Origin of the sequence: Desulfatitalea tepidiphila, from assembly GCF_001293685.1 — a bacterium.
GTDB classification, from domain to species: Bacteria; Desulfobacterota; Desulfobacteria; order Desulfobacterales; family Desulfosarcinaceae; genus Desulfatitalea; species Desulfatitalea tepidiphila.
In genome coordinates this window covers 875,097-899,051 of the sequence record NZ_BCAG01000003.1, presented here as the reverse complement: position 1 = coordinate 899,051, position 23,955 = coordinate 875,097, and the positions used below count along the sequence as shown (strand labels likewise).

The 23,955-nt window shown below is 57.0% G+C and carries 23 protein-coding genes; 7 read left to right on the top strand and 16 right to left on the bottom strand.

Going from position 1 to position 23,955, the window contains the following annotated elements; genetic code table 11:
• Nucleotides 1–7: 7 nt before the first annotated feature.
• Entirely contained in the window at nt 8–556 is a 549-nt protein-coding gene (locus tag DFT_RS08550) for a YceD family protein (protein WP_054030790.1), read from the bottom strand.
• 305 nt (nt 557–861) lie between these two features.
• Between DFT_RS08550 and DFT_RS08545 the strand changes: the two genes are divergently transcribed.
• Nucleotides 862–2,988 carry a LysM peptidoglycan-binding domain-containing protein gene (locus DFT_RS08545; protein ID WP_054030789.1) on the top strand — a complete coding sequence of 709 codons (2,127 nt, stop codon included), beginning with the start codon at nt 862–864 and terminating at the stop codon, nt 2,986–2,988.
• Here DFT_RS08545 and DFT_RS08540 read toward each other — a convergent pair.
• Nucleotides 2,979–3,203, bottom strand: a complete 225-nt coding sequence (locus DFT_RS08540) for a hypothetical protein (RefSeq protein WP_054030788.1) — start codon at nt 3,201–3,203, stop codon at nt 2,979–2,981. The genes DFT_RS08545 and DFT_RS08540 overlap by 10 nt on opposite strands.
• A 154-nt stretch (nt 3,204–3,357) precedes the next feature.
• On the opposite strand from DFT_RS08540, the gene DFT_RS08535 reads away from it, so the two are divergent.
• The 3 genes from DFT_RS08535 (at nt 3,358) to DFT_RS08525 (ending at nt 5,793) form a co-directional block, all read left to right on the top strand.
• The gene (locus DFT_RS08535; RefSeq protein WP_054030787.1) at nt 3,358–4,245 is read left to right on the top strand and encodes an NAD(P)-dependent oxidoreductase; all 888 of its coding nucleotides are present in this window, start codon (nt 3,358–3,360) and stop codon (nt 4,243–4,245) included.
• A gap of 99 nt (nt 4,246–4,344) precedes the next feature.
• Nucleotides 4,345–5,382: a cation diffusion facilitator family transporter gene (locus DFT_RS08530; protein WP_083453395.1), complete on the top strand. Its 1,038-nt coding sequence runs from the start codon at nt 4,345–4,347 to the stop codon at nt 5,380–5,382.
• Between the two features lie 63 nt (nt 5,383–5,445).
• On the top strand, nt 5,446–5,793 hold the full coding sequence (locus DFT_RS08525; RefSeq protein ID WP_054030786.1) for an HIT domain-containing protein: 348 nt from the start codon (nt 5,446–5,448) through the stop codon (nt 5,791–5,793).
• A gap of 124 nt (nt 5,794–5,917) precedes the next feature.
• Here the strand turns inward: DFT_RS08525 and DFT_RS08520 are convergent, their stop codons facing one another.
• The 3 genes from DFT_RS08520 to der all read right to left on the bottom strand — a co-directional run bounded on the left by DFT_RS08520 (nt 5,918) and on the right by der (nt 9,783).
• Nucleotides 5,918–6,973 carry a M48 family metallopeptidase gene (locus tag DFT_RS08520; protein WP_054030785.1) on the bottom strand — a complete coding sequence of 352 codons (1,056 nt, stop codon included), beginning with the start codon at nt 6,971–6,973 and terminating at the stop codon, nt 5,918–5,920.
• A 20-nt stretch (nt 6,974–6,993) separates the two neighbouring features.
• On the bottom strand, nt 6,994–8,238 hold the full coding sequence (locus DFT_RS08515) for a DUF898 family protein (protein ID WP_054030784.1): 1,245 nt from the start codon (nt 8,236–8,238) through the stop codon (nt 6,994–6,996).
• 180 nt (nt 8,239–8,418) lie between these two features.
• The gene (der, locus tag DFT_RS08510; RefSeq protein WP_054030783.1) at nt 8,419–9,783 is read right to left on the bottom strand and encodes a ribosome biogenesis GTPase Der; all 1,365 of its coding nucleotides are present in this window, start codon (nt 9,781–9,783) and stop codon (nt 8,419–8,421) included.
• A gap of 116 nt (nt 9,784–9,899) precedes the next feature.
• On the opposite strand from der, the gene DFT_RS08505 reads away from it, so the two are divergent.
• Nucleotides 9,900–10,748, top strand: coding sequence for a D-amino acid aminotransferase (locus tag DFT_RS08505; RefSeq protein WP_054030782.1), 849 nt, complete (start codon nt 9,900–9,902; stop codon nt 10,746–10,748).
• 12 nt (nt 10,749–10,760) lie between these two features.
• Here DFT_RS08505 and DFT_RS08500 read toward each other — a convergent pair whose 3' ends face one another.
• The 3 genes from DFT_RS08500 to DFT_RS08490 are packed head-to-tail and all read right to left on the bottom strand — an operon-like array spanning nt 10,761 to nt 13,054.
• Nucleotides 10,761–11,156 carry a VOC family protein gene (locus DFT_RS08500; RefSeq protein ID WP_054030781.1) on the bottom strand — a complete coding sequence of 132 codons (396 nt, stop codon included), beginning with the start codon at nt 11,154–11,156 and terminating at the stop codon, nt 10,761–10,763.
• 42 nt (nt 11,157–11,198) lie between these two features.
• On the bottom strand, nt 11,199–12,641 hold the full coding sequence (locus DFT_RS08495; protein ID WP_054030780.1) for an amidase: 1,443 nt from the start codon (nt 12,639–12,641) through the stop codon (nt 11,199–11,201).
• A 47-nt stretch (nt 12,642–12,688) separates the two neighbouring features.
• Nucleotides 12,689–13,054, bottom strand: a complete 366-nt coding sequence (locus DFT_RS08490; protein WP_054030779.1) for a cupin domain-containing protein — start codon at nt 13,052–13,054, stop codon at nt 12,689–12,691.
• Nucleotides 13,055–13,229: 175 nt separating this feature from the next.
• Between DFT_RS08490 and DFT_RS08485 the strand changes: the two genes are divergently transcribed.
• A complete protein-coding gene (locus tag DFT_RS08485; protein ID WP_054030778.1) occupies nt 13,230–15,842 on the top strand; it encodes a serine/threonine-protein kinase in 2,613 nt (870 codons plus the stop codon).
• Nucleotides 15,843–15,856: 14 nt separating this feature from the next.
• Nucleotides 15,857–16,237 (top strand): FHA domain-containing protein, encoded by a 381-nt coding sequence (locus DFT_RS08480; protein WP_054030777.1) that lies wholly within the window; start codon nt 15,857–15,859, stop codon nt 16,235–16,237.
• Nucleotides 16,238–16,315: 78 nt separating this feature from the next.
• Here DFT_RS08480 and DFT_RS08475 read toward each other — a convergent pair whose 3' ends face one another.
• From DFT_RS08475 to DFT_RS08440, 8 genes are all read right to left on the bottom strand, one after another.
• The gene (locus tag DFT_RS08475; RefSeq protein ID WP_054030776.1) at nt 16,316–18,049 is read right to left on the bottom strand and encodes an acyl-CoA carboxylase subunit beta; all 1,734 of its coding nucleotides are present in this window, start codon (nt 18,047–18,049) and stop codon (nt 16,316–16,318) included.
• Between the two features lie 102 nt (nt 18,050–18,151).
• Nucleotides 18,152–18,544, bottom strand: a complete 393-nt coding sequence (locus DFT_RS08470; protein ID WP_054030775.1) for a carboxymuconolactone decarboxylase family protein — start codon at nt 18,542–18,544, stop codon at nt 18,152–18,154.
• A gap of 95 nt (nt 18,545–18,639) precedes the next feature.
• On the bottom strand, nt 18,640–19,356 hold the full coding sequence (locus tag DFT_RS08465; RefSeq protein WP_439950908.1) for an ABC transporter ATP-binding protein: 717 nt from the start codon (nt 19,354–19,356) through the stop codon (nt 18,640–18,642).
• A 71-nt stretch (nt 19,357–19,427) separates the two neighbouring features.
• Nucleotides 19,428–20,219 (bottom strand): ABC transporter ATP-binding protein, encoded by a 792-nt coding sequence (locus DFT_RS08460; RefSeq protein WP_054030774.1) that lies wholly within the window; start codon nt 20,217–20,219, stop codon nt 19,428–19,430.
• A gap of 6 nt (nt 20,220–20,225) precedes the next feature.
• On the bottom strand, nt 20,226–21,179 hold the full coding sequence (locus tag DFT_RS08455) for a branched-chain amino acid ABC transporter permease (RefSeq protein ID WP_054030773.1): 954 nt from the start codon (nt 21,177–21,179) through the stop codon (nt 20,226–20,228).
• A 2-nt stretch (nt 21,180–21,181) separates the two neighbouring features.
• Complete coding sequence (locus DFT_RS08450; protein WP_054032410.1) at nt 21,182–22,084, bottom strand: branched-chain amino acid ABC transporter permease; 903 nt, start codon at nt 22,082–22,084, stop codon at nt 21,182–21,184.
• A gap of 144 nt (nt 22,085–22,228) precedes the next feature.
• A complete protein-coding gene (locus tag DFT_RS08445) occupies nt 22,229–23,386 on the bottom strand; it encodes an ABC transporter substrate-binding protein (RefSeq protein ID WP_054030772.1) in 1,158 nt (385 codons plus the stop codon).
• On the bottom strand, nt 23,379–23,885 hold the full coding sequence (locus DFT_RS08440) for a response regulator (protein ID WP_054030771.1): 507 nt from the start codon (nt 23,883–23,885) through the stop codon (nt 23,379–23,381). Before DFT_RS08440 ends, DFT_RS08445 begins: the two co-directional genes overlap by 8 nt.
• Nucleotides 23,886–23,955 lie beyond the last annotated feature (70 nt).

Sequence of the window (23,955 nt, the reverse complement as noted above, 5' to 3'; positions counted from 1 at the left end):
ACGACGATCAGGTCGGCCACTGACGATTCTTCAACACTTCAAACGGGTTGCCGGCACGTTGGGCTGGACACCCGCAAGGTCCTTGATTCAAATCCGCACCGCATTGGGGGCACAGGCCCTTGCATGACTCGCTGCACAATGGCTTGTAAGGGATGGAAAGAACGATTTGCTCCTGGATCGCATCCTTGAGCTCGATGGTATCCTCCCTGAAAAAAATCAGCCCAATCTGCTCGGCGGTCAGCTCCACCTCGTCTTTTCCTCCCGAATGCACGTCCGTTGGGATTTGGCGTGAAAAACGCAATCGAAATCGATGCCGAAGGTCATGGTCGTAGGTTTCCAGGCAGCGACTGCACGCCAGCCGCACCGTGGCCGACACCACGCCGTCCACCCGGATCAATTCCCGCTCGCGCAGCACGTCCAACTCTATGGCGATGGGGGTGTTGAAGAGGCACTCCCCGTGCTCTTCCATCTCCTTGATCACCGGGAACGCTCTGGCCGGCTTGAGATAGGACAGTCTTGTCCCCTGGGAAGGGATATGTTGAACCTCGATTTTCATGGCGCCGCTCCTCGGTCTATCGTTTGGCCGGTCGCCGTCGGTCGACATGGGCCATTGCCATTGGCTGAATCTAAAACCCCCGCCCCTCAAATGCAAGAGCGTTTGAGGGGCGATCGTTGTCAGCGGGTGTCCCATTTTTGACGCCGGTACACGATGGTAGACATGTGGGAAAGCGAAAATTCGGCATCAATCGGGAACTTTTGGGAAGTCCAGGAATCCAGGATACTGGTATGCTATTTGCTTTGCCTGGCTCTGGTAGCATCAAGGCAAGCAATCCTGCCGGATTTGGTCAAAGGTGACTCTACATGATTTCAAAATTTTTCCTACGGACACTCTGCGTTCTGCTCTTTCTCGTTGCCTCCTCCATGGGGGCGGCCAACATTGGGACGGCCTGTGCATCTCCCGATCCGTTTCCCATACCCGACACCATTGTTCCCAACGTGAACTTCTGGACGCGGGTATACTCCCAATACGGCTCCGACCAGGGGATCGTGCATGACAGCCTGAATATGGACATCGTTTACGAGATCATCGAACTGATCCCCTATGACGTTCCCGGTGCCAGTCGAGTCAATCGCAAGCGCATGAAACTGGCGAGAGAGAAATATCAGCACATTCTACAACGCCTGGCCCATAATCCCCGCTCACCGGAAAAAACGTGTCGTCGGGTGGCGGCGTTGTTCGACGATCCTGACGATGCGGGTCAATTCAGATTCGCGGCCGACCGGGTCCGCTGCCAAATCGGCCAAAAAGACCGATTCCAAGCCGGACTGGTGCGTTCCGGCGCTTATATCGATCGCATCCGGGAGATCTTCGCATCCCACGGTCTGCCTGACGATCTGGCCTACCTGCCACATGTGGAATCTTCCTTCAATATCAATGCGTACAGCAAATATGGTGCGGCCGGCATGTGGCAGTTCACCCGTTCCACGGGCAGACGCTTCATGGAGGTCGGCTATGTTCTGGACGAAAGACGTGATCCGATATTGGCGACCCATGCGGCCGCTCAACTTCTCAAGGAGAACTACGACAAGCTGGAAAGCTGGCCCCTGGCCATTACCGCCTACAACCACGGCGCCGCAGGCATGCAGCGGGCCAAGGCACTGCATGGGGATTTCGAGACGATCTACCAATCGTATCGCAGCCGGTCGTTCAAGTTCGCGTCCCGGAATTTTTATGCCGAGTTCCTGGCGGCCCGCCAGGTGGCATCAAACTATGAAACTTATTTCGGTGCGCTGGATGTGGATGCACCGATACCGACCCGTGTGTTGAATCTGCAGGGCTACTCGGCTTTCGACGATCTGTGCCGCCATTTCAAGGTTTCCCCCGAAGTCCTCAAACAGTTGAATCCGGCCCTCCGCCAGCCGGTTCTCAGCGGGCAAAAGCATGTGCCCAAGGGGTATGCCCTGCGCCTGCCCCAAGTCGGTTCGCACGACCAGGCATCCATGGCCGCCATTCCCGACAACCTGTTCCAGGCTGAACAGAAACGCAGCCTGTTCTACACCGTGCAGCGGGGAGATACGGCCGGCAAGATCGCCCGCTTGCATCGCGTCCGGCTCGACGACCTGATTCTGGCCAACAATCTGAATCACAGGGCCGAGATTTACCCGCACCAGACCCTGCGCATACCAGCCGGGGGTGACCGCCGGCCGGCAACGACGGCGCCTGCAATCGCGACACCGGAGACGGTCCTGGCGGAAAACACGCCCGTACCCCCCGCCGCTGCACCCGAGGCCGTGGCGAACGTGTCCTCACCAACCGACACGGTCGAACCGGACCACTATCCGCAGCCCCTGCTCGCCTCCGTCATTCCCTTGACATCCGCCGACGCCGAATCGGATGCCGATTCAAACACAGCCGATCTGGACCGGCAGGCCCGCAATGTGGAAATCGTGACCGCTGATGTGGCCTTCGAGCGGATCATCCAGTACAAGGGCCAACTGGTGGGCATCCTTCAGGTGGAGGTCGAGGAGACGTTGGGACACTATGCCGAGTGGGCCAGGGTATCCACCCAGCGGGTCCGCCGCCTCAACGGCCTGCCGCACGGCCATGTGCTGCAGTTGCACCAGAAGATTCGAATTCCCCTCGGCCGCACGAGTGCCGAATCTTTTGAACAGAACCGCTATGAATATCACAAGCGCCTGCAGGAAGATTTTTATGCGGTCTATCGCGTCGGCGAGTTGCAGCCTTACCGGGTGCAACGCGGGGACAGCATCTGGACCCTTTGCCGGGGAAAATTCGACATCCCCATGTGGCTGCTCAAGCATTGCAACCCGGAGGTCGACCTGGCCGCCTTGAAATTTCATCAGAAACTGATCATCCCGACCATCGAACGCGCGTCCGCAGCCGATGCGGCGCCGGAGAACGAAGCGGATCCGGACATCGACGAGGCGGTGGAGGATACCGAAGCCGACCCACCCGATCAGGTCTGATCGAAAAAGGTCAGGGACCATCGCTGCGCAAATGGATCGTGGCGGAGAATGTAGCGCCCGCCGTCATCGCCCTGCACCTTGAAATAGCGATGATCGGGCGCCAGCCAGCTGTCGATCACCCGTACCACCTCAATGCACCGTTCCGAGAGCCAGAATCGCTTCGGCGTCTGCTCGCCGCGATAACCGCTGTAGCAGGCCACCCGGATATCGTCCATAACACCCCCGTTTCTTTCGCCGCTTGACACACCTGTTAACAATTATATATTTCTCACCATCTGTCGACCGCTGAAACGTCATTTTATTCAGTGTCCTCCACATGTAGCCGATTTGGATCGAAAACAAACCCTCTCACAAACGGGATGGTTCATCATGAGAGCAGTCTCCATTGGATGGATCGGAACGGGGGTCATGGGCAACGCCATGTGCGGTCATCTCATCGAGGCCGGGCACACCGTCTATGTGTACAATCGCACCCGTGACAAAACCGGAAACCTGATAAATCGGGGCGCCCGGTGGTGTCCATCCCCCAAGACAGTTGCCGGGTCTGCGGAGGTGATCTTTTCCATTGTCGGCTATCCGAGCGACGTGCAGGAGGTGATCCTATCGGCCGAGGGTGCGCTCGCCGGCGCCAAAACAGGTGCCGTGATCGTGGACATGTCCACCTCCAGTCCGGAATTGGCTTGCAGGATTCATGAGCGTGCGCTGCAGAAGGGCGTGGCGGCTCTGGATGCGCCCGTATCGGGCGGCGACATCGGCGCCAGGGAGGGGACCCTGGCGATCATGGCCGGCGGAGATAGGGCGGCCTACGATCGAGTCGTGCCGCTGTTCAATTGCATGGGGCGGCACATCGCCTACATGGGGGGCCCCGGTGCCGGCCAGCACACCAAGATGTGTAACCAGATCCTCATCGCCGGCACCATGATCGGGGTCGTGGAATCTCTGCTCTATGCCCACCGGGCCGGCATGGCACAGCATGCCATCATCGATGTGATCGGCCAGGGCGCCGCCAGCTCCTGGGCCATCAATCACATCGGCCGCCGCATTGCCGACGGCAACTTCGATCCTGGATTCTTCGTCAAGCATTTTGTGAAAGACATGGGCATTGCCCTGGACGAGGCCCGCCGCATGAACCTGAGCCTGCCCGGACTGGCCCTGGTCAACCAGTTTTACGTGGCGGCCATGGCCCAGGGCGAAGAGAACCTGGGTACCCAGGCGCTCTATCGGGTCCTGGATCGTTTGAACCGGCCGACCGCCTGACAGATAGGAAGATGGGAAACACCCGCTCCAACGACCGCGACCATCGCGATCCCCGGTCGACCAACGATGAACGCCAATTGCGAAGGTGAATCGACTCCCATGACACATGATCGGCAAGAAGAGCGCCCCCGCAGCCCCTCCACGGCAGCGCCAACCGATCTGCAGCGCATCCGGATGCGCGCCATAGCGATCTCGTTTATGGTGAGTCTCTTTCTGTTGGCCGTGAAATTCATCACCTATCGACTGACCCACTCCTCGGCGGTGCTGTCCGACGCCCTGGAATCGATCATCAATGTGGCGGCCAGCGCTTTCGCGGGCCTCAGCATATGGATTTCGGCCAAGCCGCCCGATCCCGACCACCCTTATGGCCACGGCAAGATTGAATACTTTTCGGCCGGATTCGAGGGGGCGCTGATCATGGGGGCCGCCGGCGGCATTTTCTACTCCGGGGTGCGCCACCTGATCGATCCCCATCCCCTGCCCAACCTGGAAACCGGTCTGCTCCTGCTGTTCGGCGCCACGGGAATCAACCTCCTGCTGGGCCTCTACCTGGTCCGCACCGGGCGGCGCACCGAATCCTTGGCGCTGGAAGCCGACGGCAAACATGTGCTCACCGATGTCTACTCCTCGGCCGCAGCCCTCATCGCCTTAGGCCTGGTCTACCTGACGGGGTGGCTGCGCTTCGACGGGCTCATCGCCTGCCTCATCGGGATCAACATCCTCATTACCGGCGGCCAGCTGGTATTCCAATCTTACCGGCGACTCATGGATGCCTCGGACCCGGCTCTTCTCGATCGGATCGCCACCATCCTGATAAGCAACCGGCGGCCGGAGTGGGTCGATATTCATCAGTTGCGCGCCTGGCGGGCCGGAGCCTTCGTCCACATCGACCTGCACCTGGTGCTGCCCGTAGACCTCTCCCTGGACAAGGCTCATCATGAAGCCAAAATCCTGGAATCCCTGCTGGTCGAGGCTTATGGAGGCAACGCCGATGTCCTGGTGCACATGGACCCTTGCGCACCCGACGAATGTCCGGTCTGCCGCCAAGCCTCCTGCGACCTGCGCAGCTATGACCGCGATACCACCAAGGTGTGGCGCCGCGAACGCCTGACCCGCGCATCCGCCTCCGACCCGTAGCCTCGGTTCAACGCCTGGAGACGACGGATAAGACGACTCAACCTTTCGACCAAAGGAGAGACCATGGCAACGATTTTCACCAAGATCATCAAGGGCGAAATCCCCAGCGACATCGTCTATCGGGACGAGCAGGTGACAGCCTTCCGCGACATCCATCCCCAAGCCCCAACCCATGTATTGATCGTGCCCAACAAGGAGATTGCCACTGTCAATGATGTGACTCCCGAAGACGAGCAATTGGTCGGCCACATGTTCACGGTGGCCAGACTCATCGCCGAAAAAGAGGGGGTCGCCGAAAGCGGTTACCGTCTGCTGGTCAACTGCAATCGCGACGCCAATCAGGAGGTCTTCCACCTGCACATGCACCTGTTCGGCGGGCGACCATTGGGACCCATGCTCGCTCGGCGATAGGGGCAGAGCAGATCGATGAACCGAAGACTCCGCTTTCTGGAACGCAACTGGTGATATTATGGGTTTATGAAAAGTGACGAAGATGGTCGAAGCTATGCGGGTTGAGGTTCCGCTTGGCGAGATGCTATTCTGCCGCGCCGGCCTCTCGAAACGACTTGACCCGCTCCGGTGTGGGGGGATGGGTGGCGAGATAGCCGGTCCACCCTTGCCCGTCACTCTTTCCGGTCGCCTGGGCCTTGTGCTGCTGGTCGATACGCGCAAGGATGTCGGCGAAACGCTCGGGTGACACACCGTTGGCCAACAGGTAATCGAGGGCATAACGGTCGGCCTCGCGTTCAAAAGCACGCGAGTAGGCCAGTTCGGTGAGGACCACGGGCAACCCCAGGAAAAGTTCGGAGACGCCGGACGCGTCACCGGTCAGCGCCAGAATGGCAAAGGAAAGCATGGAATCCTGAACCATGCGGCGCATGCCGTGCCGGTGCACCACGTGGCCGATTTCGTGGGCCATTACGGCCAGCAACTCTTCGTCATGGCCAGCCATCTGCACCATTTCATCGGTGAACACTATGGTGCCGCCGGGCAGGGCAAAGGCATTGGGACCCAGTTTGCCGCCTTTGCGAAACTGCAATTCGAGTCCCAGGTCAGGATGAGCGTCGATGGCCGGCCGCAGGTGCCCGCGCACCCGCTCTTCGGTTGCCTGCGGCAGCGTGGAATCAGATAAGAGCGCCTTATCCAGGAAGTCCAGGGTCTGCCGATCGGCCAGATCGTACATAGAATCGGGCAGCGCGACCGCAACCCACCCTGCTGCCGCCGGAACGCCAAATTTTACCATCCCGGTACCGATCAGCAGCACAATCACGAATGCCGTCAGCACATAAAGCTTGCGGGTCTCGAGCAGGTGCACCCAAAGGCTCCAATGATCCCGGCGGATCTGCTCGAGAATCCGGTCCACCCCTGCATTATCGTCGGTTTCCATGACCGCGCCATCCGGAAAGTTCAACAGCCTGGGCGTTTGGGCCAGACGATCCGACACCCGGAGGTCGAAGCTCTTCCTGCGACAAAGGATCTCTCCATTATCGATCCGCTCGACCTGCAGGGCATCTGTATCATACACCTTGAGCACGACATCGGTCTGCGCGGAGCTTTTACCGTCGAACCATTTTCCGCGAATGGTGATCATTCCGGGAAGGACCTTATTGTTTACAAACCAAAATCAAAATCCATGAAATCGGACAGCTCGTCACCCAGGGCGCTGGTCTGCTTCAATTCGGCCGCAACGAACTGGGACAGGTCGCCGGCCGGCAGCAAGGCCAGATGATCGATCTTGTATCGATACGCGCGCACCTGGGCAAAAGGGTGAAACAACCCCAGGGTGCAAACGATGGCCAGGGTGTTGGTCAGCAGGATCATGGCAAACGCCTTGATCTTCATGGTTGCCTTGAAACGGTGCTGACGCAGGGCGCCGGAGTTGTACAGCAGGTTGCTCGACCGAACGGTGAAATAGGCAAACGCATACAGGTACATGACGACCATGACCAGCAGGGCCACCGGTGCGGACAATGACGGCACCAGCATGGTGACCGCCGTGACAACGGCAATGGCCGCGATCACGGGAATCATGAACATATAGACGATGCGGTAGTAATCCCCTGCGGTAGCGTGAAAGGCAAAAGCGGTCGTCCCATAGGTCGAATTTTCCACGATGAATTTCTTCTGGCGGTAGTGGGCATAGGGGCCCAGGATGCCGAGGGTCAGAATCGAAAGGAGCGGAAAGAGCACGAAGGCCTTAGCCGCGCCGCCGTAAGTGCCATTGAAATTGAAACGGATATTTCTCCAGGCGCTGTTGCGTGCATTGAAGGCCAGCGACCGCACCACGAGCCAGGGCAGTATAAAAAGAAACACCAACCCAAAAGCGAAGCCCGCCGGTGGAAAAATCTGATTGACGACCATGTAAATGGCAAAGCCGAGAAAAACCACGATTCGCCCCTTCAATATCTTGGTCGGCTCGGCCAGATAGCGGAAGGTGGCGCCGACCAAGCGGGTGTTGCCGTAAAAATATTGTTTGCGGCGCACCTTGGCCCAGGCCGAATAGATCCCAAGGGTGACGAAGGACAACAGCACATTGACGATCCAGATCTTGAAATACTCCCCGCCGCTGCCCTTGAATTGGAACGGTTCCTGGGATTTGACCGATGGGATGTCCGGCATGGGGACGGAGCGCGAAGCGTCCGGCGCGGTAGGCGGCGCGGGTGGCGCCGGCGGGGAAGGGTCTGCCGACCCGGATGCCGCGGGTCGAATCATTTGTGCGAGTGGCCGCCAGGCGTCCATGGTGATATTGCGTACCATGGTCTGGCCACCGACTCGTCCGGATTTGATTAGAGCGGCCAGTTCCGCTTTGCTGATCGGTCCGATCTCCTGCCCCCCATCCTTGTAATACCAACTCATTCCGCAACTCCTTGAATTGTGGCCAATAGGTTGTCGTCATGACGATCCCTGAACCGAACGGCAAACCGGTGCCGTCCCGTCCCAGGAGCAGGAAAAATATATACAAAATCAGTGCCACAGCGGGTAATTGGAATCGTCTTCAATTCAACCCGATACATGCCATCGCACCGGGCAGACCGATTACCTGGGACGTCTCTTCTGGGGCCTGTTCTTTTTCCACTTGCCAAACTCGATTTTTCCGGTCCGCAGCCTGAAGTATATGCGCAAGGGGGTCATGTCCAACCCTGTCTGGCTGCGGATCTGGTTGAGGAGATAGCGTTGATATGAAAAATGAACCGCGTCCGGGTAATTGACGAAGGCGACGATGGTCGGCGGTCGTTCGGAGATCTGGGTGGCATAATAGAACTTGATCCGTCGACCCTTGTGCAGCGGGGGTTCGGTGCGTTCGGTGGCCTCCTTGAAGACGCGGTTCAACGCCCCGGTCCCGATGCGGGTCGCGTACTGGGCAAACACCCGTTCGATCAGGGGAAAGATCTTCTGGATACGCTGTCCGGTCTTGGCCGATACGGTCAGCAGGGGGGCATGTTGCAGAAACCGGGCCGATTCGTAGAGACGCTGGCCGAACTTGTGCGGCGTCACCGTTCGGGCGTCGACCAGATCCCACTTGTTGGCCAGGAATATGGCCCCGCATCCGCGTTCGTAAGCGTAGCCGGCCACCTTGATATCCTGATCCGTGATCCCCTGCTCGGCGTCGAGCAGGATCAGGGCCACGTCGCAGTCCTCCAAGCTTTTGAGCGACTTGATGATGGAGAATTTTTCGAGCTTCAGATCGACCTTGGCCTTGCGCCGGATGCCGGCGGTATCAATCAGGCGATAGGTGCGATGTTTCTTTTGAACGACCGTATCCACCGCATCCCGGGTGGTTCCCGGCACGTCGCTGACCAACAATCGCTCCTGGCCGGCCAGGCGGTTGATCAACGAAGATTTACCGACGTTGGGCCGCCCGACCACCGCGACACGGATTTCGTCGGATGCCGCCGGGGCGTCGGCCCGGGGCAGCACGGCCACCAGCTCGTCCATGAAATCGGGAACACCGTAACCGTGCTCCGCAGAAAGGGAAAAGAGCCGCTCCACACCCAAGGCGTGGAATTCGTAGAGGTGTGATTCCTGTCCGGGCCCGTCGATTTTGTTGACGACGTAAAAAATCGGCTGTTTGATGGTGCGCAGCCACTTCATCAGGTCGTGATCGAAGGGTGACAGCCCGTTTTTGCCGTCGAGCACCATGACCACGGCATCGGCTTCGGCCACCGCCTGCTCCACCTGGGCGCGGATGTGGGCGGCGAAGAGATCATCGTCTCCGGTCACGAATCCACCCGTATCCACGACGATGAAAAGCTGGTCATCCCATTGCGCATCACCATAATGGCGGTCTCGCGTCACACCGGGCAGGTCGTCGACGATGGCGTCGCGGCGGCGGGTCATGCGGTTGAACAGAGTGGACTTGCCCACGTTGGGGCGTCCGATGATGGCGACAACAGGTTTCATGCGTATATTTTAAGATACTTTCCTTATAAAATTGTGGCCAATGCAAGCGCGACCCTGCTATACGGAAAGGCCGCACCAAAGTCAAACCATTACACTGGAGGGGGGGGGAGAACATCATGCCCGAATTAGCCTACTTGAACGGCGACATCATGCCCATCGATCAGGCCCGCGTACCGGTGGAGGATCGGGGCTACCAGTTCGGCGATGCGGTCTACGAATATCTGGCCAGCTACAAAGGGCGGCTGTTCGCGGTGGAGGCCCACCTGGACCGGCTGGAAAACTCCCTGTCAGGCCTCTCTTTCCCACCGATCGCCCGCGACCGAATACGCGAAGCGATCCTCACGACCTTTGAAAGAGCAGCCATCCCCCGCGCAGGCGTCTATGTCCAAATTTCCCGGGGGGTGGCACCGCGCAACCATGCGTTTCCGGCCCAACCCCACCCCCAGATCGTGATTACGGTTCGGCAAGCGCCCGAGACCCCGGAAAGGTATATCAAGGAAGGCATTCGGGCTATTACAGTGACCGATATCCGCTGGGGACGCTGCGACATCAAAACCGTGCTGCTGCTACCCAATGTGCTGGCCAAGCAGCAGGCCTTGGATGCCGGTGTCCAGGACGCTATTTTCGTAAGCCCCGAAGGCGTGGTGCGCGAAGCGACGGCCTCCAATCTGTTCATCTGCAAGGATGGCCGGCTGATGACCCATCCGCTGACCCCCAACATCCTGCCTGGGATCACCCGCGCCGTCCTCATCGACATATGTCACGAGCACGGCATGGAGGTCGTTGAAGCCTTTTTCGACCGCCAGGCTATGATGGAGGCCGAAGAAGTGTTTCTCACCGGTACGGTCACCGAGGTGCTGTCGGTGGTGGCCATCGACGACCAGACCATCGGCACCGGAGGCCCTGGGCATTGGGCAAGCCGGCTGCGCGCCCTTTTGGAGGCACGGGCCGGCGACGGGCAATAAGCTTGCCGGGTCTCACGCCTTCCGGTGGAGCAATTCGATCGAAACGCCGTCGGGCGCCTGGATGAATGCGATCCGCAGCTCGGGACCGAAGTCCACCGGGTCCATGGAAAAGGCGACGCCGTTGCGTCTCAGCCGGTCGCAGTAGCCGTCAAAATCGCTGCTGACTCGAAACCCGAAGTGATCCACCCCCCATTGCAGGCCTGATTTATCTCCTGCGGACTCGCCGGTGCGCTGACCGCGGATGATGATCGTGGCGCCCTGGAACCGAACGAGCACCTGGGGTGCACCGCGAACCTCCGTGGTGGCCATGATCTCTCCCCCCAGTTTTTCGGCGTACCATTTGGCGGCCGCTATAGGATCCTGGCTGAGCAGGTGGACGTGGTCGAAGGTGAGCACGGGGTTTGCCATTGAATTTCCTTTCTTCAGAAATGAATGTGGGTGCTATCCGCGTTAGACGGCCGTCCCGGCCATGGGTGGTCTGCGGTTCCACCAGGGTCGCGCCTGCTCCAACTGGCCGGCGAGGCGAAACAAGAGGGCTTCCTCGCCGAAACGAGCCGAAAAGAGTGTGCCGATGGGCAAATTCTCTTTGCTCCAGAACAGCGGCACCGACATGGAAGGCTGGCCGGTGCCGTTGAACAGGCCCGTAAAACCAAAATAAGAAAGCAGACGGGTAAGATACCCGCGCACATCATGGTTGCGGGTGTCAAGATAGCCCAACGGCACCGGTGGCTTGAGCAGCACCGGACTCAGGAGGATATCGTAAGATTGAAAAAAGCGGGCGACCTGCCGTCCGGTTTGGTGAATGAATTGAATCGCCTGGATCAAACCCGATGCGCTGCTTTTAGCGCCGCTTCCCGCGGCGCGCTGGGTGATGTATTCCAGGTCCTCTTCGGCCAGCTCTCGCCCAAGTTCTTTGAGGCGGGCATCCACGGCAGCCGCCGTGTTGGCGTTCATGATGGCGGACGCCGCATCCTGATACCGCTCGCCGTCAATTTCCGGTGCGGCCTCGCTCACCTTGTGTCCCAGCGATTCACACAACCTGGCGGCATCCTCGACGGCGGCGATGCATTCCGGATCGGCCTTGATGCCGTTGAGGGAGGTCACCGTCATGGCGATGCGCAGGCTGCCGGGCGCCTTGGCCACTTCGGATAAAAAGGGCCCTTGGACAGCGGGTGCCGAATAGGGATCACCCAGGGCGGGGCCGGACGAGATGTCCAGAAAAATGGCGCTGTCCCGGACCGATCGCGAGATGACGTGATCGGTACTCATGCCGTTCCATCCTTCGCCCTGGGGAGGACCGGCCGGGATTCGACCCCGGGTTGGTTTCAGGCCGAACAGCCCGCAGCATGCCGCCGGTATGCGAATGGAGCCGCCGCCATCGGATGCGTGGGCCACAGGCACGATACCCGATGCCACGGCCGCCGCTGCACCTCCGCTCGACCCACCGGTGGATCGGGACAGGTCCCAGGGGTTGTGGCACGGGCCGTAGAGGCTCGGTTCGGTGGTGACGGTCAACCCGAATTCAGGTGTATTGGTCTTTCCGAACATCACCAGGCCCGCATTGCGGTAGCGTTCGACCAGGGTGCTGTCATAGTCGGGCACGAAATCGGCGAAGAGCCGGCTGCCGAATGATGTGGGAAACCCTTTGTAGCACAGGCCCAGATCCTTCAGCAAAAAAGGAACGCCGCGCAGCGGACCATCGGGCAGCCCGGCCTGAATCCGCCTGTGTGCCTCGTCGTACATGGGCAACACCACGGCATTGAGCTCGGGGTTGCGCGCGGTCACACGCGCGAGCGCGCTCTCGAGTAGTTCCATGGCCGTCAGGTCGCCGTTGCGCACCAATTCAGCCAGCCCCATCGCGTCGTAAGCTTCGAATTCACTCCAATTGCCCATCGTCTGCTCCTTGTTCGTCGGTTACCGATTCTGGAGACATGATAGAATTACTCCAGGGATACATAGCGCTCTTGTTGAAAAGGCGGTGAACACAATGCGTAGAAAACGAGATCGTCGCGACCCGTGTTCTCGATCCGCTGCCGCACGCCGGCAGGAATGCGCACCACGTCACCGGCCTCGACCGATACCGGTGGGGCTTCGCCGACTTGAACCCTTCCCCGGCCGCTGAAGATGATGTAACGTTCTGCAATCCCGTCTAGTTTATGCCACGCCGTGACAACCCCCGGCTCCACCCGGGCGCGGGCAATGGACAAATACTCATCTCCCGCATCGTTGGCGACCTCCTTGATATGGCATCGTTCGCCGGTCAAGAATTCCACCGCATCCCGGTCTCTTTTGATTTCCGCACGCATGGCGGTCCTTTCGGTCCAATTGTTGCATCCTGTAGCCGCGTTGGTAATCAGACTATCATAATGGCAACCGGTTTGAAAAGCAGGCTTGCTCATTTGGAAATGATTTTATATAGATATAAAGTTTTACAACGGGATTTGCATCCGGGCCGTAAACATTCAGCATCAAGGTAACACGTTGTTATCAAATCCTAAAATTCGCTCCATCGCATTAAAGATTCTCGCTTCGCCGGCCGTCCGAATCGCCCTGCTCACCGCCTTCCTCATGGCCGTCATGAGCTCTTCCCATTGCCCCTGGGCGCCGCTGGAAAACGCCCATTACGATCTATGGGCCGGTTATTTTCGTGCGCCCGACGAGCAACCCATCGAAATCGTCGCTATCGATCAAGAGAGCCTCCACAGATTCGGCGATTGGCCCTGGCCGCGTCCGCGAATCGCCGAAATCGTTCGGATTCTATCGGCCCACGGAGCGGCGGCGCAAGGCATATGCCTGCTCTATGAGCACCCGGACCAAAACCTTGGAGTGCTTGAAATCAAACAATTACGGGAAAAAGCGAGTGAACAGAAATGGCCGGGAGGCAAACGCACGGCAGAACTGGTAGACCATCTGCTGGCGGCTGCCGAGAGGGATTTGAACCAGGATTCGGATCTGATCACGGCCGTTCGCCGGGCGAAAAATGTGGTGTTGCCCATCCGCTTTTCTGCCAAAGGATCAACCGTTTCGGGAAATGAAACACTGCCGGGGCTCCTGGTGATCAATTCCCTGAAAGCGGAAACACTCCCCGTCGATGAGCGGAATCAGGCTGGTCTTTTGGGTCAAATTTTTGCCGCTGCGCCAGGCGCGCTGTCCAGCGCCCAGAGTGTGAAGCAGTCCTTCGACGATCTGGCAAAAAAAGCGGGGGCCATGGGCCATGTGAACATTCATGAAGATCCGGATGGTGCGGTCAGGCGGGTGCCCTTGCTGGTCGATTACAATGGCCGGCTTTTCCCCGCATTCGCCCTTCAGATGGCCATCAAATATCTCGATGCACAGTTGTGGGACCTGAAAATCGGCAATGATTTTTTTGGAGAACCGCAGCTGAACGTCAAGCATTTGCTGCTGCCGACCGACAGGCGCTACCAGATGCTGCTCAACCTGAACCGTGAATGGACGGAAAAACGCACTTACACGGCTGCAGAAATACTCGACGGAACGATCGATCCGTCTATTTTCAAGGGCAAAATCGTCCTTTTGGGTCTGACCGATCCGGAAACGGCCCAAACCTATCGTGTCAGGTCCCGGGTCAAGGCGTCGGCGGTTGAAATTCACGCCAACTTGCTGGCAGGAATCTTATCCAACGTGCGCCTCTCGAGACCCCCCTGGGCGCACTGGTTCGAAATGCTGGCGATGCTCTACTTCGCCTTTTTCCTGGCCTTTGTGCTCCCGCGCGTCAATGCGACCATCGGCGGGGCCATTCTGCTGATTTTTATGGCGACCTGGTATGGCATGGGAGCGATCCTGCTGGTGGGCTATGGCTACTGGGTCAAGGTCTTTGCACCCGTTGTGCTGGCCTGCCTTGGATTCGTCATCCTTCAGTGGACCAGCATATCCCGCGTCCGGCAAAACGAAAGACTCGAGGCCAACAAGGCGCTCGGACTGTCGTACCAGGGCCAGGGCATGCTCGACATGGCCTATGACAAATACATGCAGTGCCCGGTTCAGGACGATACGGTCAAGGATCTGCTGTACAACCTGGCCCTCGATTTCGAACGCAAACGCATGTTCAACAGGGCTCTGTCCATATATGAACATATCCGCGCGGACGGACCGTTCAAGGACATCGATAAACGCAGTGAGCGGCTCAAGCCGCTGGACAGCGCGATCTCCATGAACGCCGGGGGCTCCCGTAGCGAGGCGCCGTTGATGATCGACGACACCGGTATCAAGCCGACCTTCGGACGTTATGAAATCCTGCAGGAAATAGGACGGGGCTCCATGGGGACCGTTTATCTCGGCCGGGATCCGAAAATCAACCGCGAGGTGGCCATCAAGACCTTGGCTTATGCGGAGGTCGCCTCCGACGAGCTGGCAGAGGTCAAGGCACGATTTTTCAGGGAGGCGGAATCCGCAGGTAAACTCGCCCACCCCAACATCGTGTCGATTTACGATGTTGGGGAGGAGCATGACATGGCCTACATCGCCATGGAACTGCTCACCGGCACTGACCTGACCCACCATTGCAAAGTCGGCGATCTACTGCCCTTTGACAGCGTCCTCGATGTGATCGTGGATGTCACTGCCGCGGTGGCTTATGCCCATGCCCAGGGGGTGGTCCACAGGGACATCAAACCCGGTAACATCATGGTGCTGGAAGACGGCCGCGTTAAGGTGACGGATTTCGGCATCGCCCATGTCATGGACGCGTCGCAAACAAGCGAGGGCGTCATTCTCGGCACCCCCAACTACATGTCGCCGGAGCAGGTCAACGGGGAACCGCTGGACGGCCGTTCCGATCTGTTTTCCCTCGGGGTCGTCTTCTATGAACTGCTATCCGGCGCCAAACCGTTCAAGGGGGATTCGATCAGCGCCATTTTGTATGCCATCAACCACACTGCCCACGCACCCCTCGCCGAAATTGCGCCCGAAGCGCCATTCTGCTGCGAACGGATCGTCAATCGCCTGCTCGCCAAGACGGCCGACGACCGTTTTGCCACGGCAGGTGACCTGTTGGAGGCGCTGAAGGCCTGCAGGGCCGAGCTGATCGATGCGGCACCCCGGGTCGAAGCTTACGACACTCCGCAGGAACCGTGAAGAGGAGAACCGCTATGGCCATTCTCGTACTCGTACACGAAGGGTTGACCATCAAAAAAATCCCCTTGGAAAAGCCGGAAATGCAGATCGGCAGAATGGCGGATTGCGATATTTTCCTGGATGATAAGCTGGCCAGTCAAAAACATGCTCGAATCACGATGACACAGGACGCCGAGCAGCAGGAGGCGGTGACATACTACATCGAGGACTTACAAAGTACGAACCACACCTATGTGAACGGTGAGGCGGTTGCCCTGAAGCGTCTGGACCACAACGATATCATTCGAATCGGCAAACATGTTTTCAAGTTTATTGACGAAACAGAGGCGTTGGCCGATAAGACCACCAAACTGCATAAGAGCTGGATCCCGGGCGTTTACTACACAAAAGATTGACCGCCCTGGCCGGCACCGCGCCTCTTCTCCAAGCCACCACCCCACATTCGACACATCCAAAGGCCCTGCGATGCGGCATTATCCCTTGATGACCCGAGGGAGCAGCATCTGATGCTGGGGACAAATCGATTTGGGGTTCTGGTAAGCCGCACCGGCGAAGGCCTTCAGATAGCTTCTCAACTCGGTCATCTTGGCGATCTCGTCCACCATGCCTTTACGCGCGCAGTAGATCGGCCGCGAATTGTCGTAATAAGACTTGACCATCTCATTCATCTTCTCGATGACCGGCTGAAGTGGCCGGCCGGCCTCCTTTTCCTTCACCAGGCGCCGGGAAAAGCTTGCGGCCGCGGCTGTCTCCCCATGCATCACGTATATCTCGGTGGTGGCGGTTCCCAAAGTAAAGGCGGTGTGCCGATTAGCCGTCGGGCCGCCCATGACATAGTGGGCTGCGGCCGTGCCCTTGCGCAACACCACCAGCAGCATGGGCACCCCGGTCTGTTGAATGGAGTACACCAGAGACTGGCCCAGTCCGAGCAGTTCAGCTTTCTCGGCGATATCGCCGACGTCGATGCCGGAAGTGTCCTGGAACCAGATGATCGGAACGCGATCACGGCCGCAGAGGGTGACGAATTCATTCATCTTGATGAGCCCCTGGCGATAAAGCTTGCCGCCGATCCCTGGATAATCGGCATATTCGGGATAGTTTTCCCCGAGCCAGCCTTGCCGGTTGCCGATGACGCCCACGAGGAATCCGTCCACCTTGACAAGGCCGGTGTAAATTTCGGGACCATAATCGGGCTTGAACTCCAGGTGTTCGCTGCCATCGACCAGGCGCGCCAACACCTCATCGAAATTGTAGATCTGCTTCTGGTTGAATGGGACCAGCGTATATAAATCATTGGCCGAGAATCTCGGCTCCATGGGATCGGCGACCCGGAAGAACTTGGGCTTGTATGCCGGAATATCCCGCATGAACTCCTTGAGACCATCGAGCACATCGGTTTCGGTTTCGTATTTGTATCGGAAAAATCCGGTCGCATCGTAGTGAATATCGACGCTTCCCGGCGGTTTGACCTTGAATTGCTTGGCGGCGCTGATCAATTGTTCGGCGCCCTCTTCGTCGAAGTAGCCTTTTGGGGACATGCCGCTGAGAATGCCGCCGCCGCCCACGGCGATATTGCAATCCTTATGGGCGAAGAGAATCGTCGGGCTGATGCCCTGATATCCGCCGCCGGCTGGGTTTGTGCCGTAGATACCGGCCAGAATCGGTATGCCCAGCTGGTTCATCTCCGCGTGACGGAAAAAGGGTGTGCCGCCGCAGCGCCGGTTGGCGTAAAATTTTTCCTGTTCGGTCAATTTCACACCCGAGCAATTCACCAGCCACACCAACGGAATATTCAACCGCGTGGAAAGATCGGTCACCCGAAGAATATTTTCGTATTGGCCCGGCAACCAGGCGCCTGCCATCACCTTGTTGTCGAATCCAATAATCACGGCCCACTTGCCAGAAATCTTTCCCAACCCATCAATGACATTGCTCGTCCCTTCGATGTTGTCCTCGGGGTTGAACAACGTATGTAAAGGACACCACGTCCCCGGGTCCAACAGGTATTCGAGTCTCTGAAAGACGGTCAGCTGCCCCCGCGCATTGATCTTCTCAGCCGGGAAACCGGCGTTTTTCACCTTGTTCACGGCTTCATCGACATCAGCTTCGACCTGCTTGATCTTTTCCAAATTCTCCTGGCCGCTTTTGATTTGTCCGGGATTCAATGCCTGTCCGAAAGTCGTCATTTTTCTAAAATAGGGTCTCATCGCAATCGTCTCCAGCTCATCTTTGGATTGCCGGCAACATGCACGACAACCGTGGTATCCAAAATGCCAAAGACATCGGTCAGTGTTCCGATGTCTCCACTTTCACTGCGCCAAAGGCCAAAGTCCCTTATCGACAAGCACACCCCGAAGGACTTTCAGTGCCATATTCACCGTCGGAATCCCTGCATAGGTAAATGTCTGGAAAATCACTTCGGCGATGTCGCGTGGCGTGCACCCCACATTGAGAGCCGCAAGGATGTGAAGCTTCAGCTCTTCGCTTCGCCCGAGGACGGTCAACACCGCAACAGTGACCAATTGGCGGGTCTGGTGAGAAATCTTCTCCCGACCGTACATCCTGCCCGTTATGAAAAGGGACAGCTGTTTGCCCAATTCCGGGTCGAAGGCGCGCCAGAGATCAAAGGGTTTTTCCTCGCTCACACCTTCGAAGTAGAGCGCCGCAACCTCCTGAGTCCTTTTCTTGACATCTTCATCCATGCATCAAAACCTTTTAATAAAATAATTTTCGTTCAGTGGATATCCAACCGCCATTGCTGCGGATCACCGGACGCATCGAGCCTCAACGTTTCGAACTATCCACCCAAATAGGCCTCTTTGATCTGGTTGTCGTTGATCAAGTCACTGGCGGGGCCATGCAAGACAACACGGCCTGTTTCGAGCACATAGGCGAAATCGGCGATTTGCAAGGCTGCCCTGGCGTTCTGTTCGACCAGCAATATGGTCATTCCCTCATGGTTGAGACGTTCGATGGTATGGAATATCTCCTTCACGACGATCGGCGCCAATCCCATGGAGGGTTCATCCAGAAGGAGTAACCTGGGCCGCGTCATCAACGCACGGCCAATGGCCAGCATCTGCTGCTCCCCACCGGAGAGTGTACCTGAAATCTGTCTGGCCCGCTTGGATAAAATTGGAAACAACTCATAAATTCTTTCGATGCGGTCCCTTATTTCTCTCTTGTTGCCGCGCTTGTAATACAGGTAGGCTCCGAGATGGATATTATCCTCTACCGTCATATGGGCAAAAATCTGCCTTCCCTCGGCCACCTGGGACAATCCTAAGGATACAATACGGTTCGCAGGCATGTCGACGATGTTTTTTCCCTGGAACAGGACGCGACCGGAACGGTTCTTGTTCAAACCCGAAACCGCCTTGAGCAGTGTGGATTTACCGGCTCCGTTGGCCCCGATGATGGACACCACCTTGCCTTCCGGAACCTCGAGCGAGATCTCCCTGATTGCGGCAATCGCGCCATACCCGGCGTTCAGATTTTGAATATCAAGCATCATGGGTTGATGTGCCACCTTGCTGTTCGATGATTTCCCCAAGGCGTTGTCGGCTCTTATCACGTGACATGATTTTATGTGACCGCAATACTATCCCCCAGATAGGCCTGAATAACTTTGGGATTGCCCCGGATTTCCTCGGGCGTGCCTTCGGCGATCTTTTCACCGTAATTGAGCACGGTGATCTGATCCGAAATATTCATGATCACCTTCATGTCATGCTCCACCAGAAGCACCGTGATTCCCTTGTCCTTGATCGACTTGATCAATCGGGCAGCCGTTTCGGTTTCGGTTTCATTCAAGCCGGCCGCCGGCTCATCCAGGCAGACCAGCAAAGGATCGGTGGCCAACGCACGGCCAATCTCCAAAATCTTGCGTTCACCCAGGGGAAGGCTTTCGGCCATGCTGTTCGCCCTGTCGGCGAGACCAATAAAGTCCAGCAATGCCATGGCATGGGCTTCGATCGCTGTTTCCTGGGATCGAATGGCGGGCAGACCCAAACCGCAGTGTAAAAAAGAGGTGTTGATATGCAGGTGACGCCCCACCATGACGTTTTCGATCACCGTCATGTTGTCGAACAGTTCGACGGTCTGGAAGGTGCGTGAAATTCCCAGGGCCGCAATTTTATGCGGTTTCTGTCCGCTGATGACATGACCGTTGAAACGGATGGTGCCTTCGGTGGGTGAAAGCACACCTGTAATCAAATTGAAGAGGGTCGTCTTGCCGGCCCCGTTGGGTCCGATGATGGCCCTGATGGTGCCTTTGTCGACACGGAGTTGAATATTCATCAATGCCGTCAATCCACCAAAGGCCATGACCAAATCTTCGATTTCCAGCAAGTGCGAGCTATGCGGCGCAGATGCCATCGGCACCTATCTCCTTACGCGTTGTACAATCCTGCCGGGAAGCCCGACCAATCCCTCCGGCAGATAGATGGTCACCATCATCAGGACCAACCCGTAAACCACGATTTCGTACTCTCCGAATTGGTGAAGCCATTCGAAGCTGAGAAAGGCGAACAACACCGACCCCACCACGGCACCCCAGATCGTATGCATGCCTCCCAACGCAATCATGATGACGAGTTTGATTGAAAAGAGCGTATCGAAAGTCGATGGATTGATAAAATTCATGTAATGCGCATATAAACTGCCGGCTACAGAAGCGAGAATCGCCGAAAAAGCAAAAACCACGATCTTGGATCTCGAAATATCGATACCCATGGCACTCGCCGCCGCCTCGCTCGCATGAATCGCTCTGAGCGCCCTGCCGGTGGGCGATTGAATCAACCGGATCGTAAAAAAGAAAGCGATGGCTACAACGATCCATACCAGGTAGTAATATTTATGGATCGAATCGAACGAATATCCAAAGATGTCCAGCCCGGGTATCCCCCCCATACCATCCGGGCCACCGGTCCATTCCGCTTCTTCTCGAAAGACGATGTTGACAATGATGCCAAAGGCCAACGTCGCCATGGCCAGATAATGTCCACGCAACCGCAGTGACGGTGCCCCGACAACGACGGCGACCGCGGTGGCCGCTACACTGCCGAGGAGAATGCAGAGCCAGGGATTCAGATTGTATTGGGTCGTCAGAATACCCGAGGCGTAGGCGCCGATGCCATAGAATGCGGCATGTCCCAACGAGATCTGACCGGCGTAGCCCATAAGCAAACTCATCCCGATGGTCATCAGGCAGTAGATACCGGCAAACACCATCAGGTCAGGGTAGTGCTCGATGGCTGGCAATCTCCCGGCGACCCATGGAAACAAAAGAATAAAAAGCGCACCGACGCAGATGGGCGCCTTGCGTATCCTCAGCATCGCTAAAACCTTTTGAACTTCGTGACTTCGAAATTTCCCATCATACCACTGGGACGTAAAAAGAGAACAAGCAGCAGTACGATCAAAGCATAGGCGTCTTTGTAGCCGGACAGCAAAAAGCCGGCTCCCAGAGACTCGATCAAACCGATTAACAACCCGCCCAGAACGGCACCCGAAAAACTCCCCAATCCTCCGAGAATGGCCGCGCCGAAACCTTTGATGGCCAGCATGGCCCCGCGATCGTAATCCATCAAGGCGATAGGCGTCAGAGTCATGCCGGCAATCGCACCGATAGCGGCGGAAAGGGCAAAAGATAATAACACCATATACTGGACATTGATGCCCACCAGTCTTGCGGCATCGGGATTATCCGCACATGCGGCCATGGCTTTGCCTAAAATGGTGCGGTTGAAGAACAAGGTGAGGCCGATGGCCACTACGGCCAGAAAACCGATCACCCACAAATACTGCGGCTGAATGATGACACCCCCCAGTTCGATGGGCGTCCTGCCTGAAAATGCAGGCAGATCATATGGCGATTTCCCCCAGATGAGCATGGCCGTCCCCTTGATGACAATCGAGGCGGCGATGGTGGCGATGATCAAGGTCATCACCGAAGGCTGCCGAATGGGTTTGATGGCCAGGCGATCCAACATCGTACCCGTCAGCGTCACCAACAATACGGTGGCGACGAAGGCCAGGATCATCGGAAGTCCCACGGTGACGTGCATGAAGACCATGATCAATCCACCCAGCATCACGAATTCCCCTTGGGCCAGATTGATGATTTCGGTCACATTATAGATAATGTTGAAGCCGATCGCCACCATGGCGTAGATCGCCCCGACGGTGAGACCGGTGACAATGAATTGAAACAGTTGGCTGGCAGCAGATATAGTTTCCATCAGCACATGTGAATTCACGATAGCAATCAAGGGCGGCGCAATGATCGACCACCCTTGATGGTTATTGTCAGATGAGCAGGGTAATGTCCACCCAGAAGCCTTGTCTGCTCCCCTCTGATGTGGGTTCTCGCCTCCTGACCGGCATTATTCGGCCAAGGCCCAGTCGCCGTCCTTGACTACCACCATTTGAAAGGCCTCCTTGGTCAAACCGTTGTGATCTTCTGGTGAGAAGTTAAACACCCCATGCTGACCGACGAAGCCTTTCTTGTTTTCAAGGTAGTCCCGAATCTTGGCGCGATCCCCGCCAACCGCCTTGAGTGCATCGACCACGAGCTGAATGGCATCCCATGCATGGCCACCGAACGAACTCAAGGGCTCGTTATATGTCTCCGTATAACTCTTCTGATACGCCATGGTGACCTGCTTCTGGGGGTGGCCTTCGGGCAGCAGATCGGCGATGTTGCATGCTCCTAAGGGACAGAGGACACCTTCGGCGGCACCAGCGGCCAGTTCGATGTTTTTGCGACTTCCAAAACCGTGGCTCTGGAAAAATGTAATGGAGGTCATTCCAAGATCCCGCCAATTGCGCAACACCGTTACCTGTGTGGGACCGACAGACCAGTTCACGATGGCCTGGGGAGCCAGGCCCTTAATTTTGGTGAGCTGAGCGGTCATATCGGTATCTTTGGGGTCGTATTTCTCATCTGCTACGATATCCATTTTATAAGCCTGGGCCAAGCGCAGCAATTCGTGCCGACCACTGGCCCCATAGCCATCGGTAACGGTAATGACTGCGATCTTGTTGATGCCCATGGATTGCATTTTGGTGTAAATGGCCTCGACCGCCAAGCTGTCGGATTGGGGCGTTTTGAAAACCCACTTATAGGGCTTTCCAGTCTTTTCATTATAGACGATCTTGTAGCTGGCGGCACATGAAACCAATGGCGTCTTGAACTTTTCGAACACCGGGATGATGGCGAGGCTAAGCCCGCTGACCGATGGCCCGATAACCGCGACAACCTTGTCCTGGGTGATAAGTTTCTTCGCATGCAAATTGCATTTGGTAGGATCGGTTTCATCGTCATAGACGATGAGCTCTATTTTCTCACCGTTGATACCCCCGTCTCCGTTGATCTGATCCACCACCATCTGAGCGGTTTTCTTCTCTGGGTCACCTAGAAACGAGGCGCCCCCGGTGACCGAAAAAATGGCCCCCACCTTGTAAGCTGCCAATGCCGGTTGGAATGAAAACCCGATGATCACCAGACATGCGATTAAGGCTGTCGCCGACTTTTTAACCATCATCCTTCTCCTTCATTTTGAGGGTCTCTTCAAATTCTTTGAAGAATTTATTCCGCTCGTTCCAATCCGATCCGAAACGCTTGCTGAAAAGATCCCCAAGCTTTTCGAAAAGCCGCCCCCATCTGGGCTTGCTTCCGGTCAGGACAATGTCCGCCAGGTAATCATCCAGTTCACTCATCTTCTCTTTGGGCAGAAAGCTCACAGCACCCAACCGGATGGATTTTTCCAAGGCCTGGGGGGTTAGTGCGTAGGCCGTCAGCATCACCGCAGGAAAACCCCGCTTGACGGCCATCTTCAACAGCTCGAATCCATTGACGCCCATGATGTCGAAGATAACGATATCGTAGGTAAAACTCATCAAATATTGGCGGGCAGTTTCGAAATCACGCGCTTTGGTAATGTGGCAGGTATCCAGTATATCCGCTACGGTATCGAGCACGTCCGGTTCATCATCAACCACCAGCACCACTTTATCTTTAAGAATATGGGATGGATCCATTGAAATATCACTCCGTTGAACTGCCCCTGGGCGCAAGTGGTCTGATTGCATGGATCGTGATGGTTTAGCG

Bases quoted from the DNA above. Each gene is read 5' to 3' on its own strand.
- DFT_RS08490 (WP_054030779.1), bottom strand. From the start codon at position 13,054: ATGCGTGCGGAAATCAAAAGAGACCGGGATGCGGTGGAATTCTTGACC.
- DFT_RS08530 (WP_083453395.1), top strand. From the start codon at position 4,345: ATGACACATGATCGGCAAGAAGAGCGCCCCCGCAGCCCCTCCACGGCA.
- DFT_RS08535 (WP_054030787.1), top strand. From the start codon at position 3,358: ATGAGAGCAGTCTCCATTGGATGGATCGGAACGGGGGTCATGGGCAAC.
- DFT_RS08440 (WP_054030771.1), bottom strand. From the start codon at position 23,885: ATGGATCCATCCCATATTCTTAAAGATAAAGTGGTGCTGGTGGTTGAT.
- DFT_RS08500 (WP_054030781.1), bottom strand. From the start codon at position 11,156: ATGGCAAACCCCGTGCTCACCTTCGACCACGTCCACCTGCTCAGCCAG.
- DFT_RS08475 (WP_054030776.1), bottom strand. From the start codon at position 18,049: ATGAGACCCTATTTTAGAAAAATGACGACTTTCGGACAGGCATTGAAT.
- DFT_RS08445 (WP_054030772.1), bottom strand. From the start codon at position 23,386: ATGGTTAAAAAGTCGGCGACAGCCTTAATCGCATGTCTGGTGATCATC.
- DFT_RS08450 (WP_054032410.1), bottom strand. From the start codon at position 22,084: ATGGAAACTATATCTGCTGCCAGCCAACTGTTTCAATTCATTGTCACC.
- DFT_RS08520 (WP_054030785.1), bottom strand. From the start codon at position 6,973: ATGATCACCATTCGCGGAAAATGGTTCGACGGTAAAAGCTCCGCGCAG.
- DFT_RS08470 (WP_054030775.1), bottom strand. From the start codon at position 18,544: ATGGATGAAGATGTCAAGAAAAGGACTCAGGAGGTTGCGGCGCTCTAC.
- DFT_RS08480 (WP_054030777.1), top strand. From the start codon at position 15,857: ATGGCCATTCTCGTACTCGTACACGAAGGGTTGACCATCAAAAAAATC.
- DFT_RS08550 (WP_054030790.1), bottom strand. From the start codon at position 556: ATGAAAATCGAGGTTCAACATATCCCTTCCCAGGGGACAAGACTGTCC.
- DFT_RS08515 (WP_054030784.1), bottom strand. From the start codon at position 8,238: ATGAGTTGGTATTACAAGGATGGGGGGCAGGAGATCGGACCGATCAGC.
- DFT_RS08525 (WP_054030786.1), top strand. From the start codon at position 5,446: ATGGCAACGATTTTCACCAAGATCATCAAGGGCGAAATCCCCAGCGAC.
- DFT_RS08495 (WP_054030780.1), bottom strand. From the start codon at position 12,641: ATGGGCAATTGGAGTGAATTCGAAGCTTACGACGCGATGGGGCTGGCT.
- DFT_RS08455 (WP_054030773.1), bottom strand. From the start codon at position 21,179: ATGCTGAGGATACGCAAGGCGCCCATCTGCGTCGGTGCGCTTTTTATT.
- DFT_RS08465 (WP_439950908.1), bottom strand. From the start codon at position 19,356: ATGATGCTTGATATTCAAAATCTGAACGCCGGGTATGGCGCGATTGCC.
- der (WP_054030783.1), bottom strand. From the start codon at position 9,783: ATGAAACCTGTTGTCGCCATCATCGGACGCCCCAACGTGGGCAAGTCC.
- DFT_RS08460 (WP_054030774.1), bottom strand. From the start codon at position 20,219: ATGGCATCTGCGCCGCATAGCTCGCACTTGCTGGAAATCGAAGATTTG.
- DFT_RS08540 (WP_054030788.1), bottom strand. From the start codon at position 3,203: ATGGACGATATCCGGGTGGCCTGCTACAGCGGTTATCGCGGCGAGCAG.
- DFT_RS08505 (WP_054030782.1), top strand. From the start codon at position 9,900: ATGCCCGAATTAGCCTACTTGAACGGCGACATCATGCCCATCGATCAG.
- DFT_RS08545 (WP_054030789.1), top strand. From the start codon at position 862: ATGATTTCAAAATTTTTCCTACGGACACTCTGCGTTCTGCTCTTTCTC.